The following is a 17,482-nucleotide window of genomic DNA, read 5'->3' on the forward strand; positions in this document are numbered from 1 at the left end:
GTGCAGTAGTACTAGAAGTCCCAATCGGAGTCGGAGGTTGTCTCGGCTTGACCGATGACGTAGGAGGATCCGGAACCAGAGAAGAAGTCATGGTTCTCGTCGGCACCTGGCGCAAGCGCAACCAACACCTCCGGGCTCACCTCGGTTTCTTCCGCGGAGAAGCGCTCCCGGAAGCCGAGGTTCATCAGTGCTTTGTTCGCGTTATAGCGCACAAACACCGCCACCTCTGCGGTTAAGCCGAGGGGTTCGTACAGCTCAGCGGAATACTTCAGCTCCAGCTCATAGAGCTCTTCCAGCAGGCCGAAGGTGAATTCCTCCAGTTCAGCGCGCCGCTGCGGGGCATGCTGTTCCAATCCGCGCTGGAACTTGTAGCCGGAGTAGTAGCCATGGACCGCCTTGTCCCGCAGAATGAGCCGTATCATGTCGGCGGTGTTCATCAACTTGCCGTGCGCAGCAAAATGCAATGGCAAGTAGAAGCCGGCGTAGAGCAGGAGCGAAGACAGCAAGGTGGTAGCGATCTTTCGCTTTAAACAATCCGCACCGTAGTAGTACTGCATGAGCATTTTGCCGCGGCGCTGCAGGAGATCATTGTGCACCGCCCAGTGGTAGGCGCTGTCTATTTCTGGAGTGCTGGTGAGTGTGGAAAACACCGAAGAGTAGGACCGGGCATGCACGGACTGCATGAACGCAATGTTGGTATACACCGCTTGCTCATGATCAGTAAGACCATCTTGGATTTGGGAAACTTCACCGACGGTCGCCTGGATGGTATCCAACATGGTCAGCCCGGTAAATACCCGGATCGTCTGCCTGCGCTCCACGTCGCTGAGCTGCGCCCAGTCTTGAAGGTCATTGGACAACGGAACTTTCTCCGGGAGCCAAAAGTTTGCGGTGAGCCGGTTCCATACTTCGAGGTCCTTTTCATCATCAACCCGGTTCCAATTGATGGGACGCAGGCGAGCCTCCGGCGTAGTACGAAATCCCGGGGGTGATATTGCGGTTACGGGCATTAGGAACGGGTCCTTTCTCGTTGAGGGGTGTTAGGGGAGTTTTCCCAAAAGGCTTCGAGGCCGCGATTCACACGGGCAAGGTCGCGCTGGGTACCTAATAGTTCAAAGCGGTATAGCTCGGGAACCTGGCATTTGGCAGCGATGATCGGCCCGGCGATGCAATAGTCCACGCCGAAGTTTGTGTTTCCGGCGGTAATTACGCCACGCAGGTAGGAGCGGTTGACAGGGTCGTTGAGAAAGGCGATCACCTGCTTGGGCACTGCACTGGCCCGCTTTCCGCCGCCATAGGTGGGGACTACGAGCACGAAAGGACGGCAGACCCGAATCATCGGCTCCTTTTTGAGGCGCAGTGGAATCCTGACCGCGGGCCGTCCGAGCCGAAGGATAAATCTGTGGGTATTGCCGGAGACACTGGAGAAATACACCAGTTCGGGAGATTGGTCTGGGGTCAAATCCCGGAAACCAACCAAGGAGGGGGAGCTCATTTGAGGTGGGCCACCTTTTCTTCATGCTGGAGCTTGTTGAACTTCAATGTTACGCTACACCGTAGTTATAACTACGTTGCACCGTAGTTTGCAAGACAAGCGTCACCACTTCGAAAGAAAAGGTTGAGATATGCAGCTAACATCCGGCACGCCAGACAGCGCCTGGCTCGAATCCATCACACTGTTCCAGCAGATCAGATACGGCGATCAAGTGGGAGCGTTTCGCCTGCTCACCTCCACGCCTGATCCCGCCGCCACCCTGCGCTGTTTCCTAAGAATGCTGCACGTATTCCTCAACGCTGAAGAGGAAGAAAAGCTTGATCACTTCATCAACGTCGCCTTCAACGTGGGGCCGCCACCCATGGATTCTCCCGCGCGCTAGTAACGCTCCCCCACCCAAATCGCGTTGGCTGCGCCGGCACTGAGGTGCTGAGCCTCCGAGGCGTCGCCAAGCCGGATAGCAAAAGTGCCACTGTAAGGCGCCCCCGCAAGCACCTCAATCTCAGCGTTGATCACGATCCCACTAGCCGCGAGGTGCCGCAACAGCTCCGGATCACCATCGCTAATCCGCTCGATGACGCCACCGGCGCCCGGGCCCAGTTCACTTAATCTCACCGCACGCAACGTAGGCACCGAGCCATCGGCGCGCGGGATCGGATCGCCATGCGGATCTCTTTCCGGGAAACCCAACCGCTCTGCAATACGCGTGACAAAGAGATCAGATACCGCATGTTCCAGCGCCTCTGCTTCATCGTGCACTTCGTGCCACTCATAATCCAACACTTCGCACAGGAACAGCTCAATTAACCGGTGCCGTCGCACCATCGCAACGGCCAATTCAGCTCCAGTCTCGGTGAGGGTGACCGCCCCATAACGAGTATCGTTGAGCAACCCCTGATCACGCAGCTTGCGGACCGCGTCGGAAGCCGTGGAAAGCTTCACTCCCACACACTCAGCTAGCGCAGACTTGGTCACCGGTTCCGCAGACCATTCCTGGAGCCCCCACACTGCTTTCAGATAGTTCTGGCTGCTCGCAGAAAGATCTGAGACGCTTTCAGGCTTATCCATGGGTGTATGTTAACACCGCACTACCCGGGGCTAGTCTTCGTCGATCTCCATAGCAATCCACACTGGTTCCGGCTCCAATTGCACCCCGAATTTGTCCAACACTCCGGCGCGAATCGTGCGCGCGAGGTCGACAAGGTCCGCTGCCGATGCCGAGCCACGGTTAGTCAGCGCCAGGGTGTGCTTCGTGGACAACGTGGCCGGAGCATCACCGCCGGGAAATCCCTTGGGGAACCCGGCGCGCTCGATAAGCCAGGCGGCCGAAAGCTTGGACTGATCAGTGTTGGCGATGGGGAAACACGGCATGTCGGCCTCGCCACTTACCCGACGAACATAATCGGCCACGCGATTATCGACGGCCGGGTTAGTAAAGAAGGACCCCGCCGACCAGGTGTCATGGTCACTTTCCTCAAACACCATGCCCTTGCCACGCCGCAGCTGAAGCACTGCTTCGCGCACATCCGCCACTGGACGCCGCTCACCACTCTCACTGGCACCCAGCGTGCGTGCTAACTCCCCAAAGCGCAGTGGGGCGGACATCCCGCCTGGGGTCAAACGCAGCTCGATTTCCAACACGACCGCCCGGCCGGTGAACTTGAGGTTGGAATAGCGGTAAGCCAGCTCAAGTTGTTCGGCTGGAACCCACTCCACCACACCGGTGGTGCGCTCGAGCAGCTTCACTCGGGTGAGCACGCTGGAAATCTCGGTGCCATAGGCACCCACATTCTGCACCGGGACGGCGCCGGCAGAACCCGGGATCCCCGAAAGGCACTCGATACCGCCAAGCCCGGCTTCCACAGCATGCAGGACCACGTCATCCCACACCGCGCCTGCCTCTGCCCGGATCATCCCTGTCTCTGGCTCGCTGGAGATCTCTTGGAAAGCCAACACCACGGCCACCAAGTTGAGGTCCCCGTCGGCGACCACCAAGTTGGATCCACCACCGATGACGAGCAGCGGGAGGGAATGGGCGTCGAGAAGCGTGATCAGCGCGGTGGCCGCATCCTGGCTAAGACAGCGCGCCGTGAGCAGTGGGCGGCCACCTAGATGCAGCGTGGTCAGCTCCCGCAATTCCATTTCGCGCAGCTCAAGACCAGCAATTCGATCGATTTCTGGGCGGATTTCGGCGAGTTTCTGGGTCATCAGTAGGTCATGCACACCAATAACGGTAGTCTGTAACCATGGCTAAGCGTAGCGAGAACACCGCAACTATTAATTTTCCACCCGCAAAAGTCCTGGAAGCTTACTCCAGCGCCGACTACTGGGCGTACAACGTAGCTAACTTCTCCACCGAACCTGGTGAGGTCAACCAGTTCAACAAGACCGATGAAGGCATCGAGGTCGTCCTGTTCGAGGTCTTGCCACAAGAGCTCATGCCAGAAGCAGCTCGCGCCATGATCTCTCAGGCACTGAAGGTCAAGCGCACCATCAAGGTGGGCCAGCTGATCGGCGACACCGCCCAGGCTTCCTATGCTGCTGACGTCAAGGGCACCCCGGTCGACTTCAAGGGCGACATCACCATCTCCGGCACCGATTCCACCACCCTGGCTTACAACAACGAGGTCAAGGTGGACATCCCGTTCATGGGACCTGCTATCGAGCCAAAGGTGGCCGAGGCCCTCGTTGACTTCTTCAACAACGAAGCAGCCCTCACTGAAAAGTGGATCGCTGAAAACCTTTAAGTTCCGCTAGTTCATCATGGCCGATCACGCTCACAATCTGCGCTTCAGCGCTGCGCGTGGTCGGCCTCTTGGCGTTATCACCCGGGGCACCACCAACATCAACCGGCTTCGGCGCTGTGACCGATGGTTGCGCTACCACCCACAAGTGCAGACCGCCCTGAATGTGCCACACCCTTTAGCGCTCGACGTGGGTTACGGGGCTTCCCACACCACCACCGTCGAATGGGCCGGCTGGCTGCGACGTATTCGCCCGGATATCCAGGTGACAGGGCTGGAAATCAATCCAGAACGGATCCTGCCACCTCGCAGTGGGGTCACCTTCGAGTTGGGCGGTTTCGAGTTAGCCGGATACCGCCCGAACCTAGTGCGCGCCTTCAACGTGCTGCGCCAATACGATGTCCAGCAAGTCGACGACGCCTGGGCCGAGGTCTGCTCCCGACTAGCACCGAGTGGCCTCTTCGTGGAAGGTACCTGCGATGAGCTTGGACGACGCTCCAGCTGGGTGCTGCTCGACGACACAGGCCCCCGCTCCCTCACACTCGCCTGGGATCCACTCGATGTGACGCTGCCGAGCGAAATGGCTGAGCGGCTGCCCAAGAAGCTCATCCATCGCAATGTCCCTGGAACCGCCATTCATGATTTGCTCCACACCATGGATGACGCCTGGATTCGCACCGCCGGGTGGGCACCGCACGGCCCCCGCATCCGCTGGCGCGAAGCTCGCGATTTACTAGCCACAAGTGGTGTTCCGCTCGCGCCGATTCGGCGCCGGATTCGGGACAACCTGATCACAGTTCCTTGGGAATTCGTGGCAAATTGACGCTACTTTTGCCACACTGGTACACCGTGACTACTAAACGAACCGGTTCAATAGTGTGGAAAGTCCTTGTCAGCCTCATCCTGCTAGCGCTTCTGCTGCTCGTAGCAGCAGAATTTGGCGTGCGCTGGATGATCAGCGACAACTTGAAGAAGGAATTCGCCAGCACGGCTCCGGCCGCGGAAGATCCCTTGATATCCTTCGGCCCAACCCCGGTCCTGCTTTCGCAGTTGACGGGCACCATACCGTCTTTGGATATGTCAATGCCAGCGTCCTACTCCGTTTTCGAGGGCAAGGACGGCGCCCCAGTGATTGAGGGGGCTCCGGCTGCCGACATTTCTGTCAAAGACCTCAACATCAAAGACAAGAACAACCCAATCGCGGGACATCTGCTCGTCAACACCGATATCAAAGAAGACTATCTGCTTGCCCAAGCACAAGCTTCGATGGCCGAGCAGGCCGGAAAAACAGGCGATAGCCTCGCTTCGCAGCTACTCAGTGGCCTGATCAAGGTCTCGAAGATCGATGCCATCGAGGCAGAACAGGCCGTCAAGGTGGAGTTCACTGACGGTGCCGCTTCCCTGACCCTGCGCCCAACTATGGAGGGCGACAAGGTCAAGTTCACCGCAGAGAAAGCTAACGTGCTCGGCATGGATCTACCGGAATCGGCCACCACTGCGATCACACAGGCCTTTGAACGCCAAGCCACCGAGATGTCCGGCCAGTTGAAGATTGAGGATATCAGCGTCTCTGACGAAGCAGTTCACCTACGCTTTTCCGGCGATGACGTCCCGTTGAGCCAAGTTGAAGGTGCAACCCAATCTGGGACGCCACGCTCCTAACCCGCGAGAATCTCGCGTACGCGTGAAACCGCGAGGGCAGTTGCCCCGGCGTCGATAAGCGCCGCGGCATGCTCAAAAGTCTCGATCCCGCCCCCGGCCTTGACGCCGATGCCGGCTGGGACAGCACCCGCGAGCGCCCGCACTGCCGCCACCGTCGCACCACCAGCAGGATGGAAACCGGTGGCGGCTTTCACATTGTTTGCCCCTGCCTGCACCGCAGTTCGCGCTGCTTGCACCAGCTGTTCCTCCGAGAACACCGCGTTTTCCAGCACAACCGTAAGCTGCACATGATCGGTGATTGCTTCCCGCACCGCAACAATCTCCGCCAATAGGGTGTTCCAGTCCCCCGCCTGCACCGCACCTAGGTTCGGCACCAAGTCCACTTGGATCGCACCGCACTGCACAGCGAACCGTGCCTCCGTGGCTTTGAGTAGGCTGTGGTGCATCCCGGTAGGGAAACCACACACCGTGCCTAGCTGGAGCTCAGTTTCCGGCACTGCGGGAAGTAGATGCGGGGCCACGCAGATCGCCGGCACACTGAGGTCCTGCGCCGTGGCGAGCAGCTTCTCGACGTCCACAGCCGTGGCCAGCGGATCCAGCAGCTCGTACTCCAATTTCGGTGCCAAAGATTCTGGGGTGAGACTCATGCTCTCACCTTATACACGGCGGGGTAAAATGCGCTCATGACCCCTGTAGCACTGCCAGAAACTGACGAGCACCAGTACATCCTCACGCTGAGCTGCCAAGATACCACCGGCATCGTGGCACGCATCTCCGCCTTCCTAGAGGAATGCGGCGGCTGGATCGTGGAGGCTGACTACTTCACCGATGCTCACTCAGGCTGGTTCTTTACTCGCCAAGCTGTGCGGGCCTCCTCCATCTCCATCCCTTTCGAGGAGTTCAAGGCCAAGTTCGCCGCCATCGCAGACACCATCGGTGACAACGCACAGTGGCGCCTCTACGACAACGCACAGCGGAAGAAGGCCGTTATTCTGGTGTCTAAAGAAGGTCACTGCCTGCATGACCTGCTTGGTCGCGTCGCGCAGAATGACTACCCGATGGAGATTGCCGCCGTCATCGGCAACCACGAGAATCTTCGCCCGCTAGCGGAGGCACACGGGATCGATTTCCACTACGTGCCGTTCCCGAAGGATGCCGTCGGCAAGCGCAAGGCTTTCGACGAAGTTGCGGCACTCGTTAATGCTCATGAACCGGATGCCATCGTGCTCGCCCGCTTCATGCAGATACTGCCTGCCGACTTGTGCGAAATGTGGGCTGGTCGCGCGATCAACATCCACCACAGTTTCCTACCGTCATTTATGGGTGCGCGCCCGTACCACCAGGCGTATCAGCGTGGCGTGAAGCTCATCGGTGCGACATGTCACTACGCCACCAGCGATCTAGACGACGGCCCGATCATCGAGCAAGACGTCATCCGAATTTCCCATAAGGACACCCCTGCGGACATGCAACGCATAGGTCGCGATGCCGAGGAACAAGTACTAGCGCGTGGATTGCGCTTCCACCTAGAGGATCGCGTGCTGATCCACGGCAACCACACTGTGATCCTGGTGTAGGAACTACCAGCGGTAGTTTCCGCTGATGAGGTCCTTGATCTGGGGCCGAACATCAAAGAAGTACACGCCCACCGCAACGATGGCGATCCAGCTGAGGATTGGCAATCCGGCAAAAATAGCAAACGCGCAACCAATCAGGATGCCGAACCACATCCACTTGCTCTGCCGATCAGCTGCCGGAAATGCGTCCTCACGCGTCATGGCTACTTGCACCGCACCAAAGAGCGCACACAGCGTCAAGGCGTAATGCACGTACATGATGATGCTCGTCATGATGCTGATGTTCTGGAACACGAGGGCTAATCCTTTGCGACGACGGTTGCTCGAAAGCTCATCCTAACAGCTAGGCTGCGAAGATGAGTTGAGAGAGAGTGTATATAGCCAGACCTGCCAGCGCACCGACGATCGTGCCGTTCAAGCGAATGTACTGTAGGTCTTTCCCCACCATCAGCTCGATCTTGTCAGAAGCTTCCTCGGCGTCCCACCGTTCCACCGTTTCCGAGATGATCTCAGAAACCGCAGGGGCAAGGTTGTCAGCCAAGAATCGGGTAGCGCCGGTGATACGGCGGTCCAAGGAGTCACGGAGCGCGGAATCATCTCGCAAATTGTTTCCCCACACCAGGGAGAGCTCAGCGATCTTGGCGCGCAGGAGTGAATCCGCATCTTCCGCAGCAGCGATGATGGATTTCGCGGCAGATTCCCACAGCAGCGCCGGAGCGGCTTCTACCTGGCGCGAGCCCATGATCTCGGCTTTCCATTCTTCTACACGGCTGATCATCACCGAGTCGAATTGGAGGTCCTGTGCGAGGTTGTTGATGAACTTACGGATCGCCTGGCGTGCCTCATGGTTAGGTTGCGCAGCTACGGTCGCTGTCCACTGCACCACCTCGCGGTGCACACGTTCACCCACGAGGTCATGCACGAAGCGGGGAGCCCAGGTAGGCATCCGTTCATCGATGACGTTAACCACAAAGTCCTCGGAGGTGACGGCCTTGCGGTGCATCCACTGCACCGCCTCTTCCACCATGGGCTCAGTTTTTCCATCGGCTATCAGCTGCTCTAAAACTCGGCCAATTGGTGGCCCCCAGGTCGGCTCTGCTGCTTTTTCAATCAGCGCCTTCCTTATGAGGTGCTCTGCGTCTGCGGGGTCAAGGGCCCGCACTACATTGGCGATCAGCTTGCCGGATTCTGCGGAGACTTTCTGAGCATTATCGGGCTCGGATAGCCACACCGCCAGGCGATCCGGGATGCCATACTGACGAACCTTATCGGTGATGAGTTCGGCGTTGAGGAAGTTCTCCCCCACGAACTCCGACATAGCGACGCCGACTTGATCCTTCTTGTTCTTTACTATCGCGGTGTGCGGAATTTTCAGCCCCATCGGGTATTTGAACAGCGCCGTCACCGCGAACCAGTCTGCGAGGCCACCGACCATTCCAGCCTCAGCAGCAGCCCTCACATATCCAACCCATGCTGCATCTAAACCGGATTTGATCTCCAGGTATTGCATGCTCAGGAAAATGACTGCGGCAACTCCGAGCAACGCCGTAGCCAGGAGCTTGTGCCGGCGAAGCGCGGCGCGTCGCTCGGCTTCATCGGATGGGACTGGCATAGGTCGAAAAGACATACCTGCCATTATCGCCTATCTACGCGTTGTGTGAAATTTTGCCGAATACACAGTGCACGCACTAGCCCCCGTACATCGCCCACCAGTACTTACCCATCAATAGCACTGAGAGCACGGTGATGAGGGTGATCAAGACCAGAATGAGGTTGCGTGAGTTCATGCCACCACTGTAAACGAACGCAGCAGCGGCCTCGGGCCACCAAGGAAAACCAAGGGGGCCGAGGCCGCTGCTATTTAGCGAGTTGCGCGTGCGGGTTAGTCGTTACGACCAGTGCGTGCGCGCCACTTTCGGAGATCAGCTCGACCAGCGTAGATGGCTGCAAAGCCCGCAATAACCAGTACTGCGGCAAGAATGCCACCGACCATAGCGTACAGATCCCAATTCGCCTGAGAGCCCACTGTCTTGGACCCAATGGCAAAGATGAGGATGCCGAAGCCGAGGAGGGAAACCAGGAGCAAGCCCATGCCAATCCACGTGATGGACTTGAGCAAAGAGGAGTGTGGTGCCTCGTAGCTCACTGGAGTGTAGCCCTCAACGTAGCTCGACTCGATTGAACCCTCGTAAACCCGGAAATCCTGAATAGCTTTGCTGTCATTCATTGTGCTAGTCGCCTTTCTCAAAAGCTGCAGTTGCTTACAGCTTAGTTGTCCTTAGCGGAGAAGAAAGCACGTGCCCTCTCCTTGTTGATCGCTGCAACTGCGGTCAATGGGATACCAGCAGGACAGACATCGCTGCACTCTCCGTAGAGCGAGCATGGACCGAAGGAGGTTTCCACCTCATCCACCATTTGGCGAGCACGCTTGCCACGCTCTTCCTTACCCATAGGCATGAGGGAGAGGTGAACGAGCTTTGCGCCGGTGAACAGGTGTGCCGCACCGTTAGGGCAAGCAGCGACACAAGCACCACAGCCGATGCAGGCTGCGTGGTCCAGGGCCAGCTCGGCCATCTGGTGGTTCATGTGCAAAGTATCTGCATCTGGTGCAGTACCTGCATCGACGGAGACGTAGCCGCCCTGCTGCATGACACGGTCCAATGCGGAGCGGTCCACAACCATGTCCTTGATGACAGGGAATGCAGCGGAGCGCATTGGCTCGATCTTAAGGGTGTCGCCATCCTTGTAGTTGTACATGCGCTGCTGGCAGGCAGGCTTGTTCTTGTCTGCACCGTGTGGGCGCCCGTTGACGTTGACGCCACAGGTACCACAGATGCCTTCACGGCAGTCGGAGGCGAAAGCGAATGGTTCTTTGCCAGCCTCGATCATGCCTTCATTGACGTGGTCGAGCAGCTCCAAGACGGACATCTGCTCTACTGCGTCAGGGACCTGGACGGTCTCGAAGTGTCCTTCGGTGTTTGGTCCAGCCTGACGCCAAATTTCAAGAGTCAGTTTCATTACTTGTAATTCCTTGTCTGAAGCGGGACGGCTTCGAAGTAGAGAGGCTCAGCATGGCGAATGAACTTGTCCTCGCCGGCTGGCTCCCATGCGGACACGAAGCACCAGTTGTCGTCGTCGCGCTCTGCTTCGCCTTCCTCGGAGAGGTGATCCTCGCGGAAGTGAGCACCACAGGACTCGTCGCGGTCGAGAGCATCGACGCACATGAGTTCGCCGAGGTCAATGTAGTCAGCGACGCGGTTCGCGTACTCGAGAACCTGGTTCATCTCTTCTGGCGAACCGGTGATGCGCAGGTTCGACCAGAAGTCCTTGCGCAGCTTGCGAATGTCCTCGATGCCCTTCTTGAGGTCCTCGACGTTACGAGCAACGCCACAGGAGAAGTAGAGGATATCGCCAAGCAGGCGGTGGAAGTACTCAGGACCGTGCTCGCCGTTGATGCTCATCAGCTTGTCGATGCGAGCCTGAGCTTCCTTCAGCGCCTGTACAGCCGCTGGGCTGTCTTCCGGCAGACGTGGCTCATTCAAGTGCTGTGCCAGGTAGTTAGGCACGGAGAATGGCAGGGTGAACCAGCCGTCGACAGATGCGGAGAGCAGGGAGTTTGCACCCAGACGGTTCGCACCGTGGTAGGTCCAAGAGCACTCGCCGGCTGCGAACAGACCTGGGATGGAAGTCATCTCATCGAAGTCGGTCCACAGGCCACCCATGGTGAAGTGACAGGTTGGAGCAATACGCATTGGCTCCTTGTATGGGTTTTCACCAATAGCGTCTTCATACATCTCGAAGAGGTTGGAGTAGCGCTCGCGAATGACATCCTCGCCGAGACGCTGGATGGAATCGCGGAAGTCCAAGTACACGGAGTTGTGCAGTGGGCCGACACCGAGACCAGCGTTGATCTGCTGGGAGATACCACGGGATGCAACGTCGCGAGGCACCAGGTTACCGAATGCAGGGTAACGACGCTCTAGGAAGTAGTCACGCTCTTCCTCAGGGATGTCGTTGCCTGGGCGGTCGTCCTTTGGCTTCACTGGGGACCAAATGCGGCCGTCGTTACGCAGGGACTCAGACATCAGAATCGTCTTCGACTGCCATTCAGCGTTCACCGGCAGGCCGGTTGGGTGGAACTGAATGAAGGAAGGCGATGCGAGGTAAGCGCCACGCTCGTACGCACGCATGATGGCGGAAGCGTTGGAGTTCTTAGCCAGCGTGGACATGTAGTACACGTTGCCGTAGCCGCCGGTTGCCAGGATCACAGCATGGCCGGTGTGGGCCGTGAGCTCGCCGGTGATCAGGTTGCGCATAATGACACCCTGGCAGACCTTCTTACCCTCAACTTCATTGATGATCAGGTCGACCATCTCGTTGTGGGTGAAGATTTCCACGGTCTTCTTGTGGATCTGACGCTGCAGCGCTGCTGCACAGGAAAGCTGCAGCTGCTGACCGGTTTGGCCACGGGTGTAGTAGGTACGGGAGACCTGCACACCACCGAAGGAACGGGTAGCCAGAGCGCCACCGTATTCACGAGCGAATGGTGCGCCGATGGCGTTCATGTGGTCGATGACGCGAACAGACTCGACAGCAAGACGCCAGCAGTCAGCCTCACGGGAGCGGTAGTCGCCACCCTTGACGGTGTCCTTAACGTGGCGGTAAGAGCCGTCGTTGTCGACCTTCTTGCCACGAGCGGAGTTAACGCCACCCTGTGCAGCAATGGAGTGCGCACGGCGTGGGGCATCGTGGTAAGTGAAGGCCTTGACGTCGTAGCCCAGCTCACCCAAAGCGGCAGCTGCGCCACCGCCGGATAGGCCGGTGCCGACGACGAGGATACGGAACTTACGACGGTTCAGCGGGGAAACCAGGTTGTAGTGATCCTTCTGGTACTCCCAGGCCTCCTTGTAAGAGACGCCCTCAGGCAGTGCGGAATCCAGCACGGAGCCAACGGCAACGCCAGAGACGACGGAAGCGGGAGCGTTGAACTCCGGCTTGATTGCGGTTTCAGAATTAATGCTCATTGTTTAGTTTCCTTAGCCTTAACCGATCAAGCCGAACATGACGCCCAACGGAATCGTGCTGTTACCTACCAGCACTGCAGCTGGGATCAGGTAGGACACGAAAAGCAGGATGGCACGCCAGCGCTTGCCGGTGATACCGAGGTCGCTCACTGCAGTCCACAGGCCGTGGGACAGGTGCAGGAACAGGACAACCATTGCGATGACGTAGAAGATTGCTACGCCTGGCCGGCTGAAGGAAGCGACGACGTTTGCGTATGCGGCGCCGTGTTCGAAGGTGTCAGCTGCTGCTGGTTGCACACCTGCAGTCAGGTCCAAAATGTGGAAGATGATGAAGGCCAGCAGCACGATGCCGGTGACGATCATCGAGCGAGCGGTGAAAGAGTTCAGTCCACCAATCATGCCCGTACGGCGGAACTTGCCGCGGGACTGGCGCGCACGAGCGGACAGTGCGAAAGCACCATAGATGTGCAGCACGAGGCAGAGCAGCAATACGATTCGGAACATCCACAGGAACAAGCCGTGTGGCAGCAGCGGAACGAGCAGTTCGCGCAGGAATGCCGCGTAAACGTCAAGATCCTTCTTGCCGTCAACGTCAGGCAGGTAGATCTTCAAGTTGCCGATCATATGGACCAGCACGAAAAGACCAAAGATAACGCCCGTGACCGCCATGGTCAGCTTAAGCGCCCAAGATGGGATAGTTGGCTTCTCTCGAAGCGGCTTCTCAGTAATTTTACCGTGAACAACTGCGTCACGGTCATCAAATTTAACAGTCATGGCACCTCCAGTGTCGCTATTACTCTACGGCCAAGCAGGGCTAATCAACCACTCAATGACCGCCTAAGTGATCTGTGGCACCGGTGTTTTCGGAGGAAATATCACCGAAATAGCATCTTTTTTGGCCACTGCCATCCATTCCCACGCGTAACAACCGTTGCCCAACTGGAACTTTGCCAACAGTTGTGGCCATAATGTGCGCTTGGTCACAAATTCCAAAAACGGACACCAGCACCCCCCAATGCAACTCATTCAAAAGTTGTAGCTGCCATTTTCCATATATGGCAACAAAAGTGCTCGCTAAATGGCGTTTCTAGCTGGAATTTTGTTAGTTTAGCGAATTGCAAATTTAGCTTTGTAAAATGTTGTGAAGTTTTCCAGCAAACGTGACTCCCATCACGCTATAGTGCGTTCATGGGTAAGACATATGTGGGTTCACGCCTCCGCCAACTACGCCGTGAACGCGACCTCAGCCAAGCTTCACTCGCAGCGACCCTTGGCCTCTCCGCTAGCTACGTGAACCAAATCGAACATGACGTTCGCCCACTCACTGTGCCAGTGCTACTTCGCATCACGGAGTCATTCGGGGTCGATGCAACGTTCTTCTCACGCGATGACGACTCCCGACTTCTCGCCGAGGTACAAGACGTAGTACTTGATAAAGAAATCTGCCCCTCAGCGGTTGAGCTACAAGAAATATCCGAGATGGTTTACAACCACCCCACTCTCGCCCGCGCAATGGTGGATATGCACCGGCGCTACCGAAATGTGCGTGACAAGCTCAATCTCGCCGTCGATACGCGACACTCCCCCACTCCCGACGCCCCCACGCCCCGCGCCCAAGCCCTCTCCATGCCGCATGAGGAAGTCCGCGACTTCTTCTATGCACGTCAAAACTACCTCGACGGCGTCGATACGCAGGCTGAGCGCATCGCAACGGAGCTACACATCGGGCCGCACGATATCCGGGCCACCGAAGACTCCATCGCACGCCGATTGACCAGCTTGCATGGCGTCCAAATCAACTCTTCGAACGAAGTCGGCGGCATTTTGCACCGCTTCGACCCCGACACCCGCGAGCTCACCTTGTCCACGCGCCTCCACCCAGGACAGCGGGCATTCCGCATGGCTTCCGAGCTTGGTCAGCTAGAAGCATCAGAGATGATCCGCTCGTATGTCGACGACGGACACTTCACCTCACCCGAGTCCTATGAGTTGGCACTGCGTGGTGTCGCCCAGTACTTCGCGGCGGCCCTCATGCTGCCTTACCGCAGCTTCCATGCTGACTCTGAAAAGTCTCGATACGACATCGAATATCTCTGTCAGCTCTACGGCGTTGGCTACGAAACAACATGCCACCGCCTTTCGACGCTGCAGCGACCGCAACTGCGCGGCATCCCTTTCACCTTCGTGCGAGTTGACCGCGCTGGCAACATGTCAAAGCGCCAATCTGCCACGGGTTTTCACTTCACCCATTCCGGCGGCACCTGCCCGCTCTGGAATGTCTACGAAACTTTCACCAACCCCGGCACGATCATGCGTCAGCTAGCTCAGATGCCAGACGGACGCAATTACCTGTGGGTCTCCCGCACGGTACGCCATCACCGGGGCCGCTATGGAGAACCGGGAAAGCTCTTTGCCATTGGACTCGGCTGCGAGGCGCGACATGCAGAACGCACGATTTACGCCGAAGGCCTGGACCTAGAGGACATGACTGCCATAACCCCGATCGGCGCAGGATGCCGCGTCTGTACTCGCGACAATTGCGCCCAGCGGGCCTTCCCTCCGGTCCATCGCAACATTCATATCGATGCACACGAATCGACGGTGGCACCCTACTAAGTCTGTCGCCCCTTCTTGATCATCTCGACCATAAGCTCCTTGAGATCCGGGTCCTCGCGAACAAGCTGTACGAGCTGACAGTCATTGGGCCCGTTCGTCCCCGGTTGGCACGCAGTGCAGGGCTCGCCATACCGAATAGGGCACTTGGGGTTCGGATTGTGGTGTTTCATTGCGGGTTCGATGGTACGCCCACACTCAGCGCACCTTTCCGCCGAACTTCTTTTGCCGAACTTCCCTGGTGACCACTATTGAAAATGACTGACATCCTGGGAAGTTCGGCAAGAGATGTTCGCGAAGTCCGTCCAGCTCACAGCCCCCGCCACTATTGCCGTCGAGAAGCGGCATGCAAAAGCTCCCGCCCGGCGCATTGCCAGACGGGAGCGAAAGCCAAACCCTTAGAGGTTAATCATGTGCCCCATGATGCCCTCTGCGGCTTCCTTCATTGCCTCAGAAAGCGTCGGGTGGGTGTGCACGTTACGGCCGATTTCCTCAGCAGTAAGGTCGAACTTCTGGGCCAAGGTGAGCTCTGGGAGCATCTCGGAGACACCAGCACCGACCATGTGGGCGCCGAGAAGCTCGCCAAACTCAGCGTCAGCCACCAGCTTTACAAAGCCTGCGGTCTCGGCGAGGCCTGCAGCCTTGCCGTTCGCGGAGAATGGGAACATCGCGGTTTTGATTTCGCGACCTTCGAACTTCTGCTTGGCCTGTTCCTCGGTGTAGCCGAAGGAGGCGACCTGCGGGTTGCAGAAGGTGGCGCGCGGCATCATCATGTAGTCGCCGAGCTCCATGGTCTCAGCGCCGGCGATGGTCTCAGCAGCGACAACGCCCTGAGCCTCAGCCACGTGCGCCAGCTGTAGCTTCGCAGTGACGTCGCCGATGGCGTAAATGCCATCGACATTCGTGCGCATGAAGTCATCGATATCGATGGCGCCGCGCTCGGTGAGCTTGACGCCGGTGTTCTCTAGGCCGAAGCCCTCTACGCGAGGTGCGAAGCCGATGGAGATCATGACACGGTCGACGGTGAGGGTGTCCTTCTTAGACCCGTCCTTGGATTCGACATCCACCTCAACGGAAGAGCCATTGTCGCGCACAGCGGTGGTCTTGTAGCCGGTGAGCAGCTTGACGCCGAGCTTCTTGTATTCCTTTTCAATGACCTTAGAGACGTCTGCGTCCTCGTTAGGCAGCACACGATCCATGAACTCGACGATCGTGACGTCAACACCATAGTTGGCCAGGACATAAGCGAATTCCATGCCAATGGCGCCCGCACCCACGATAACCATGGAGTTCGGTGCCTCTGGGTTGAGGATCTGCTCCTCGTAGGAGACGACATTCTTGGACAGTTCCACGCCTGGCAGGGAGCGCACTACGGAACCGGAAGCGATGATGCAGTTGTCAAAGGTGATGGTCTTGCCATCTACCTCGATGGTCTTTGCGTCCTTGAAGGAGCCCCAACCATCGATCTCGGTGATCTTGTTCTTCTTCATCAGGTAATGCACACCCTTGACGATGCCCTCCGAAACCTTACGGGAGCGGGCATGCGCGGTACCGAAGTCGAAGGAGACATCACCGGAAATACCAAAGGTCTTGGCTTCGTGGTTGAAGATGTGGGCAACTTCCGCGTTCTTCAGCAGGGCCTTGGACGGGATACAACCGACGTTGAGACAGACACCTCCCCAGTACTGCTTTTCAATAACAGCAACCTTCAGTCCGAGCTGGGCTGCGCGAATGGCGGACACATAGCCACCAGGGCCAGCGCCGAGTACTACTACGTCATAATGTTCAGTCACGGTTCCTAGGATACGTGCCTACGCCCACGATGTCGTGTGTTTGGCCCCGTTAGGCACAAAAAGGGCGCCGAACGGCGGTCAATGCCGCTTTTCGACGCCCAGAAGAAGTGAAGCTGAAAGCCTTATTAGAGCAGGCCGAGAGCCAGTGCCAGCTGGCTGGATCCGGAGGAACCTGCATGAAGAGCTGGGCCGAGACCGTTGTTGATGAAGAGGATGATCTGTTCGAGGATCTGCATAATTTTTCCTTTACGTTTTCCTTGTTGAAGGTGCCGCGTGGAAGCGCTGTACCTATATTGAAGCGGTGCTCCGCCTCGTTCTGTTACACGTGTGCGGCGCCCGAGCCACCTTTATTAGCACGGCCCACATTAACACCATTTGTAACAATAGTGACATTGAGTAACATCCGCCACAGGTTTCCTGCTATTTTATTAAGTGGTTAGCTTTTCGATAGAAAAAACGCTTCATGCTATTGAATCTTGTGGCTTTTCACGGAAAGATTGGCCGAGTGTTAACGTTTGGACACCAAAACCCGACAACCCAATCGAAGTCTTAAATTAATTTCGATATTCAATTC

19 protein-coding genes are annotated in these 17,482 nt (G+C 57.6%); 6 read left to right on the plus strand and 13 right to left on the minus strand.

Annotation, left to right across the window (positions count from 1 at the left end; translation table 11 throughout):
* Window positions 1–11 precede the first annotated feature (11 nt).
* A complete protein-coding gene (nrdF, locus tag WG915_RS05610; protein WP_339564391.1) occupies window positions 12–1,010 on the minus strand; it encodes a class 1b ribonucleoside-diphosphate reductase subunit beta in 999 nt (332 codons plus the stop codon).
* The gene (nrdI, locus tag WG915_RS05615; protein WP_339564392.1) at window positions 1,010–1,495 is read right to left on the minus strand and encodes a class Ib ribonucleoside-diphosphate reductase assembly flavoprotein NrdI; all 486 of its coding nucleotides are present in this window, start codon (window positions 1,493–1,495) and stop codon (window positions 1,010–1,012) included. The genes nrdF and nrdI overlap by 1 nt, the downstream gene beginning before the upstream one ends.
* Window positions 1,496–1,625: 130 nt before the next feature.
* Here nrdI and WG915_RS05620 point away from each other — a divergent pair, with 130 nt between their 5' ends.
* Window positions 1,626–1,877: a hypothetical protein gene (locus tag WG915_RS05620; RefSeq protein ID WP_339564393.1), complete on the plus strand. Its 252-nt coding sequence runs from the start codon at window positions 1,626–1,628 to the stop codon at window positions 1,875–1,877.
* Here WG915_RS05620 and WG915_RS05625 read toward each other — a convergent pair.
* Window positions 1,874–2,563: a metal-dependent transcriptional regulator gene (locus WG915_RS05625; protein ID WP_339564394.1), complete on the minus strand. Its 690-nt coding sequence runs from the start codon at window positions 2,561–2,563 to the stop codon at window positions 1,874–1,876. The two genes, WG915_RS05620 and WG915_RS05625, sit on opposite strands and share 4 nt — an antisense overlap.
* A 30-nt stretch (window positions 2,564–2,593) precedes the next feature.
* Window positions 2,594–3,703, minus strand: a complete 1,110-nt coding sequence (locus WG915_RS05630; RefSeq protein WP_445227787.1) for a UDP-N-acetylmuramate dehydrogenase — start codon at window positions 3,701–3,703, stop codon at window positions 2,594–2,596.
* Between the two features lie 38 nt (window positions 3,704–3,741).
* Here WG915_RS05630 and WG915_RS05635 point away from each other — a divergent pair, with 38 nt between their 5' ends.
* From WG915_RS05635 to WG915_RS05645, 3 genes are read left to right on the plus strand one after another with little or no spacing between them, the layout of a single operon-like run.
* Window positions 3,742–4,242 (plus strand): DUF2505 domain-containing protein, encoded by a 501-nt coding sequence (locus WG915_RS05635; protein ID WP_339564396.1) that lies wholly within the window; start codon window positions 3,742–3,744, stop codon window positions 4,240–4,242.
* Window positions 4,243–4,258: 16 nt separating this feature from the next.
* Window positions 4,259–5,062, plus strand: a complete 804-nt coding sequence (locus tag WG915_RS05640; protein ID WP_339564397.1) for a class I SAM-dependent methyltransferase — start codon at window positions 4,259–4,261, stop codon at window positions 5,060–5,062.
* Between the two features lie 26 nt (window positions 5,063–5,088).
* The gene (locus WG915_RS05645) at window positions 5,089–5,901 is read left to right on the plus strand and encodes an LmeA family phospholipid-binding protein (RefSeq protein WP_339564398.1); all 813 of its coding nucleotides are present in this window, start codon (window positions 5,089–5,091) and stop codon (window positions 5,899–5,901) included.
* On the opposite strand, the gene deoC is transcribed toward WG915_RS05645, so the two are convergent.
* On the minus strand, window positions 5,898–6,548 hold the full coding sequence (gene deoC, locus WG915_RS05650; protein ID WP_339564399.1) for a deoxyribose-phosphate aldolase: 651 nt from the start codon (window positions 6,546–6,548) through the stop codon (window positions 5,898–5,900). The genes WG915_RS05645 and deoC overlap by 4 nt on opposite strands.
* Before the next feature lie 36 nt (window positions 6,549–6,584).
* Between deoC and purU the strand changes: the two genes are divergently transcribed.
* Window positions 6,585–7,478 carry a formyltetrahydrofolate deformylase gene (gene purU / locus WG915_RS05655; RefSeq protein ID WP_339564400.1) on the plus strand — a complete coding sequence of 298 codons (894 nt, stop codon included), beginning with the start codon at window positions 6,585–6,587 and terminating at the stop codon, window positions 7,476–7,478.
* Window positions 7,479–7,481: 3 nt separating this feature from the next.
* On the opposite strand, the gene WG915_RS05660 is transcribed toward purU, so the two are convergent.
* From WG915_RS05660 to WG915_RS05685, 6 genes are all read right to left on the minus strand, one after another.
* Window positions 7,482–7,772 (minus strand): DUF2516 family protein, encoded by a 291-nt coding sequence (locus WG915_RS05660; protein WP_445227783.1) that lies wholly within the window; start codon window positions 7,770–7,772, stop codon window positions 7,482–7,484.
* 49 nt (window positions 7,773–7,821) lie between these two features.
* On the minus strand, window positions 7,822–9,105 hold the full coding sequence (locus tag WG915_RS05665; protein WP_445227784.1) for a DUF445 domain-containing protein: 1,284 nt from the start codon (window positions 9,103–9,105) through the stop codon (window positions 7,822–7,824).
* A gap of 255 nt (window positions 9,106–9,360) precedes the next feature.
* Window positions 9,361–9,705 (minus strand): hypothetical protein, encoded by a 345-nt coding sequence (locus WG915_RS05670; RefSeq protein ID WP_339564402.1) that lies wholly within the window; start codon window positions 9,703–9,705, stop codon window positions 9,361–9,363.
* A 41-nt stretch (window positions 9,706–9,746) separates the two neighbouring features.
* Complete coding sequence (locus tag WG915_RS05675; protein WP_339564403.1) at window positions 9,747–10,496, minus strand: succinate dehydrogenase/fumarate reductase iron-sulfur subunit; 750 nt, start codon at window positions 10,494–10,496, stop codon at window positions 9,747–9,749.
* Window positions 10,496–12,502, minus strand: a complete 2,007-nt coding sequence (locus WG915_RS05680) for a fumarate reductase/succinate dehydrogenase flavoprotein subunit (protein WP_339564404.1) — start codon at window positions 12,500–12,502, stop codon at window positions 10,496–10,498. The genes WG915_RS05675 and WG915_RS05680 overlap by 1 nt, the downstream gene beginning before the upstream one ends.
* Before the next feature lie 18 nt (window positions 12,503–12,520).
* Window positions 12,521–13,276, minus strand: a complete 756-nt coding sequence (locus WG915_RS05685) for a succinate dehydrogenase cytochrome b subunit (protein WP_339564405.1) — start codon at window positions 13,274–13,276, stop codon at window positions 12,521–12,523.
* Between the two features lie 414 nt (window positions 13,277–13,690).
* On the opposite strand from WG915_RS05685, the gene ramB reads away from it, so the two are divergent.
* Window positions 13,691–15,118 carry an acetate metabolism transcriptional regulator RamB gene (ramB, locus tag WG915_RS05690; protein WP_339564406.1) on the plus strand — a complete coding sequence of 476 codons (1,428 nt, stop codon included), beginning with the start codon at window positions 13,691–13,693 and terminating at the stop codon, window positions 15,116–15,118.
* On the opposite strand, the gene WG915_RS11595 is transcribed toward ramB, so the two are convergent.
* Together WG915_RS11595 and lpdA are read right to left on the minus strand one after the other, a co-directional pair.
* A complete protein-coding gene (locus WG915_RS11595) occupies window positions 15,115–15,288 on the minus strand; it encodes a DUF6767 domain-containing protein (RefSeq protein WP_445227785.1) in 174 nt (57 codons plus the stop codon). The two genes, ramB and WG915_RS11595, sit on opposite strands and share 4 nt — an antisense overlap.
* Window positions 15,289–15,513: 225 nt before the next feature.
* The gene (lpdA, locus tag WG915_RS05695) at window positions 15,514–16,908 is read right to left on the minus strand and encodes a dihydrolipoyl dehydrogenase (RefSeq protein WP_339564407.1); all 1,395 of its coding nucleotides are present in this window, start codon (window positions 16,906–16,908) and stop codon (window positions 15,514–15,516) included.
* Between the last annotated feature and the right edge of the window lie 574 nt (window positions 16,909–17,482).

It is taken from the genome of Corynebacterium sp. H128 (assembly GCF_037482625.1).
Taxonomy (GTDB): domain Bacteria; phylum Actinomycetota; class Actinomycetes; order Mycobacteriales; family Mycobacteriaceae; genus Corynebacterium.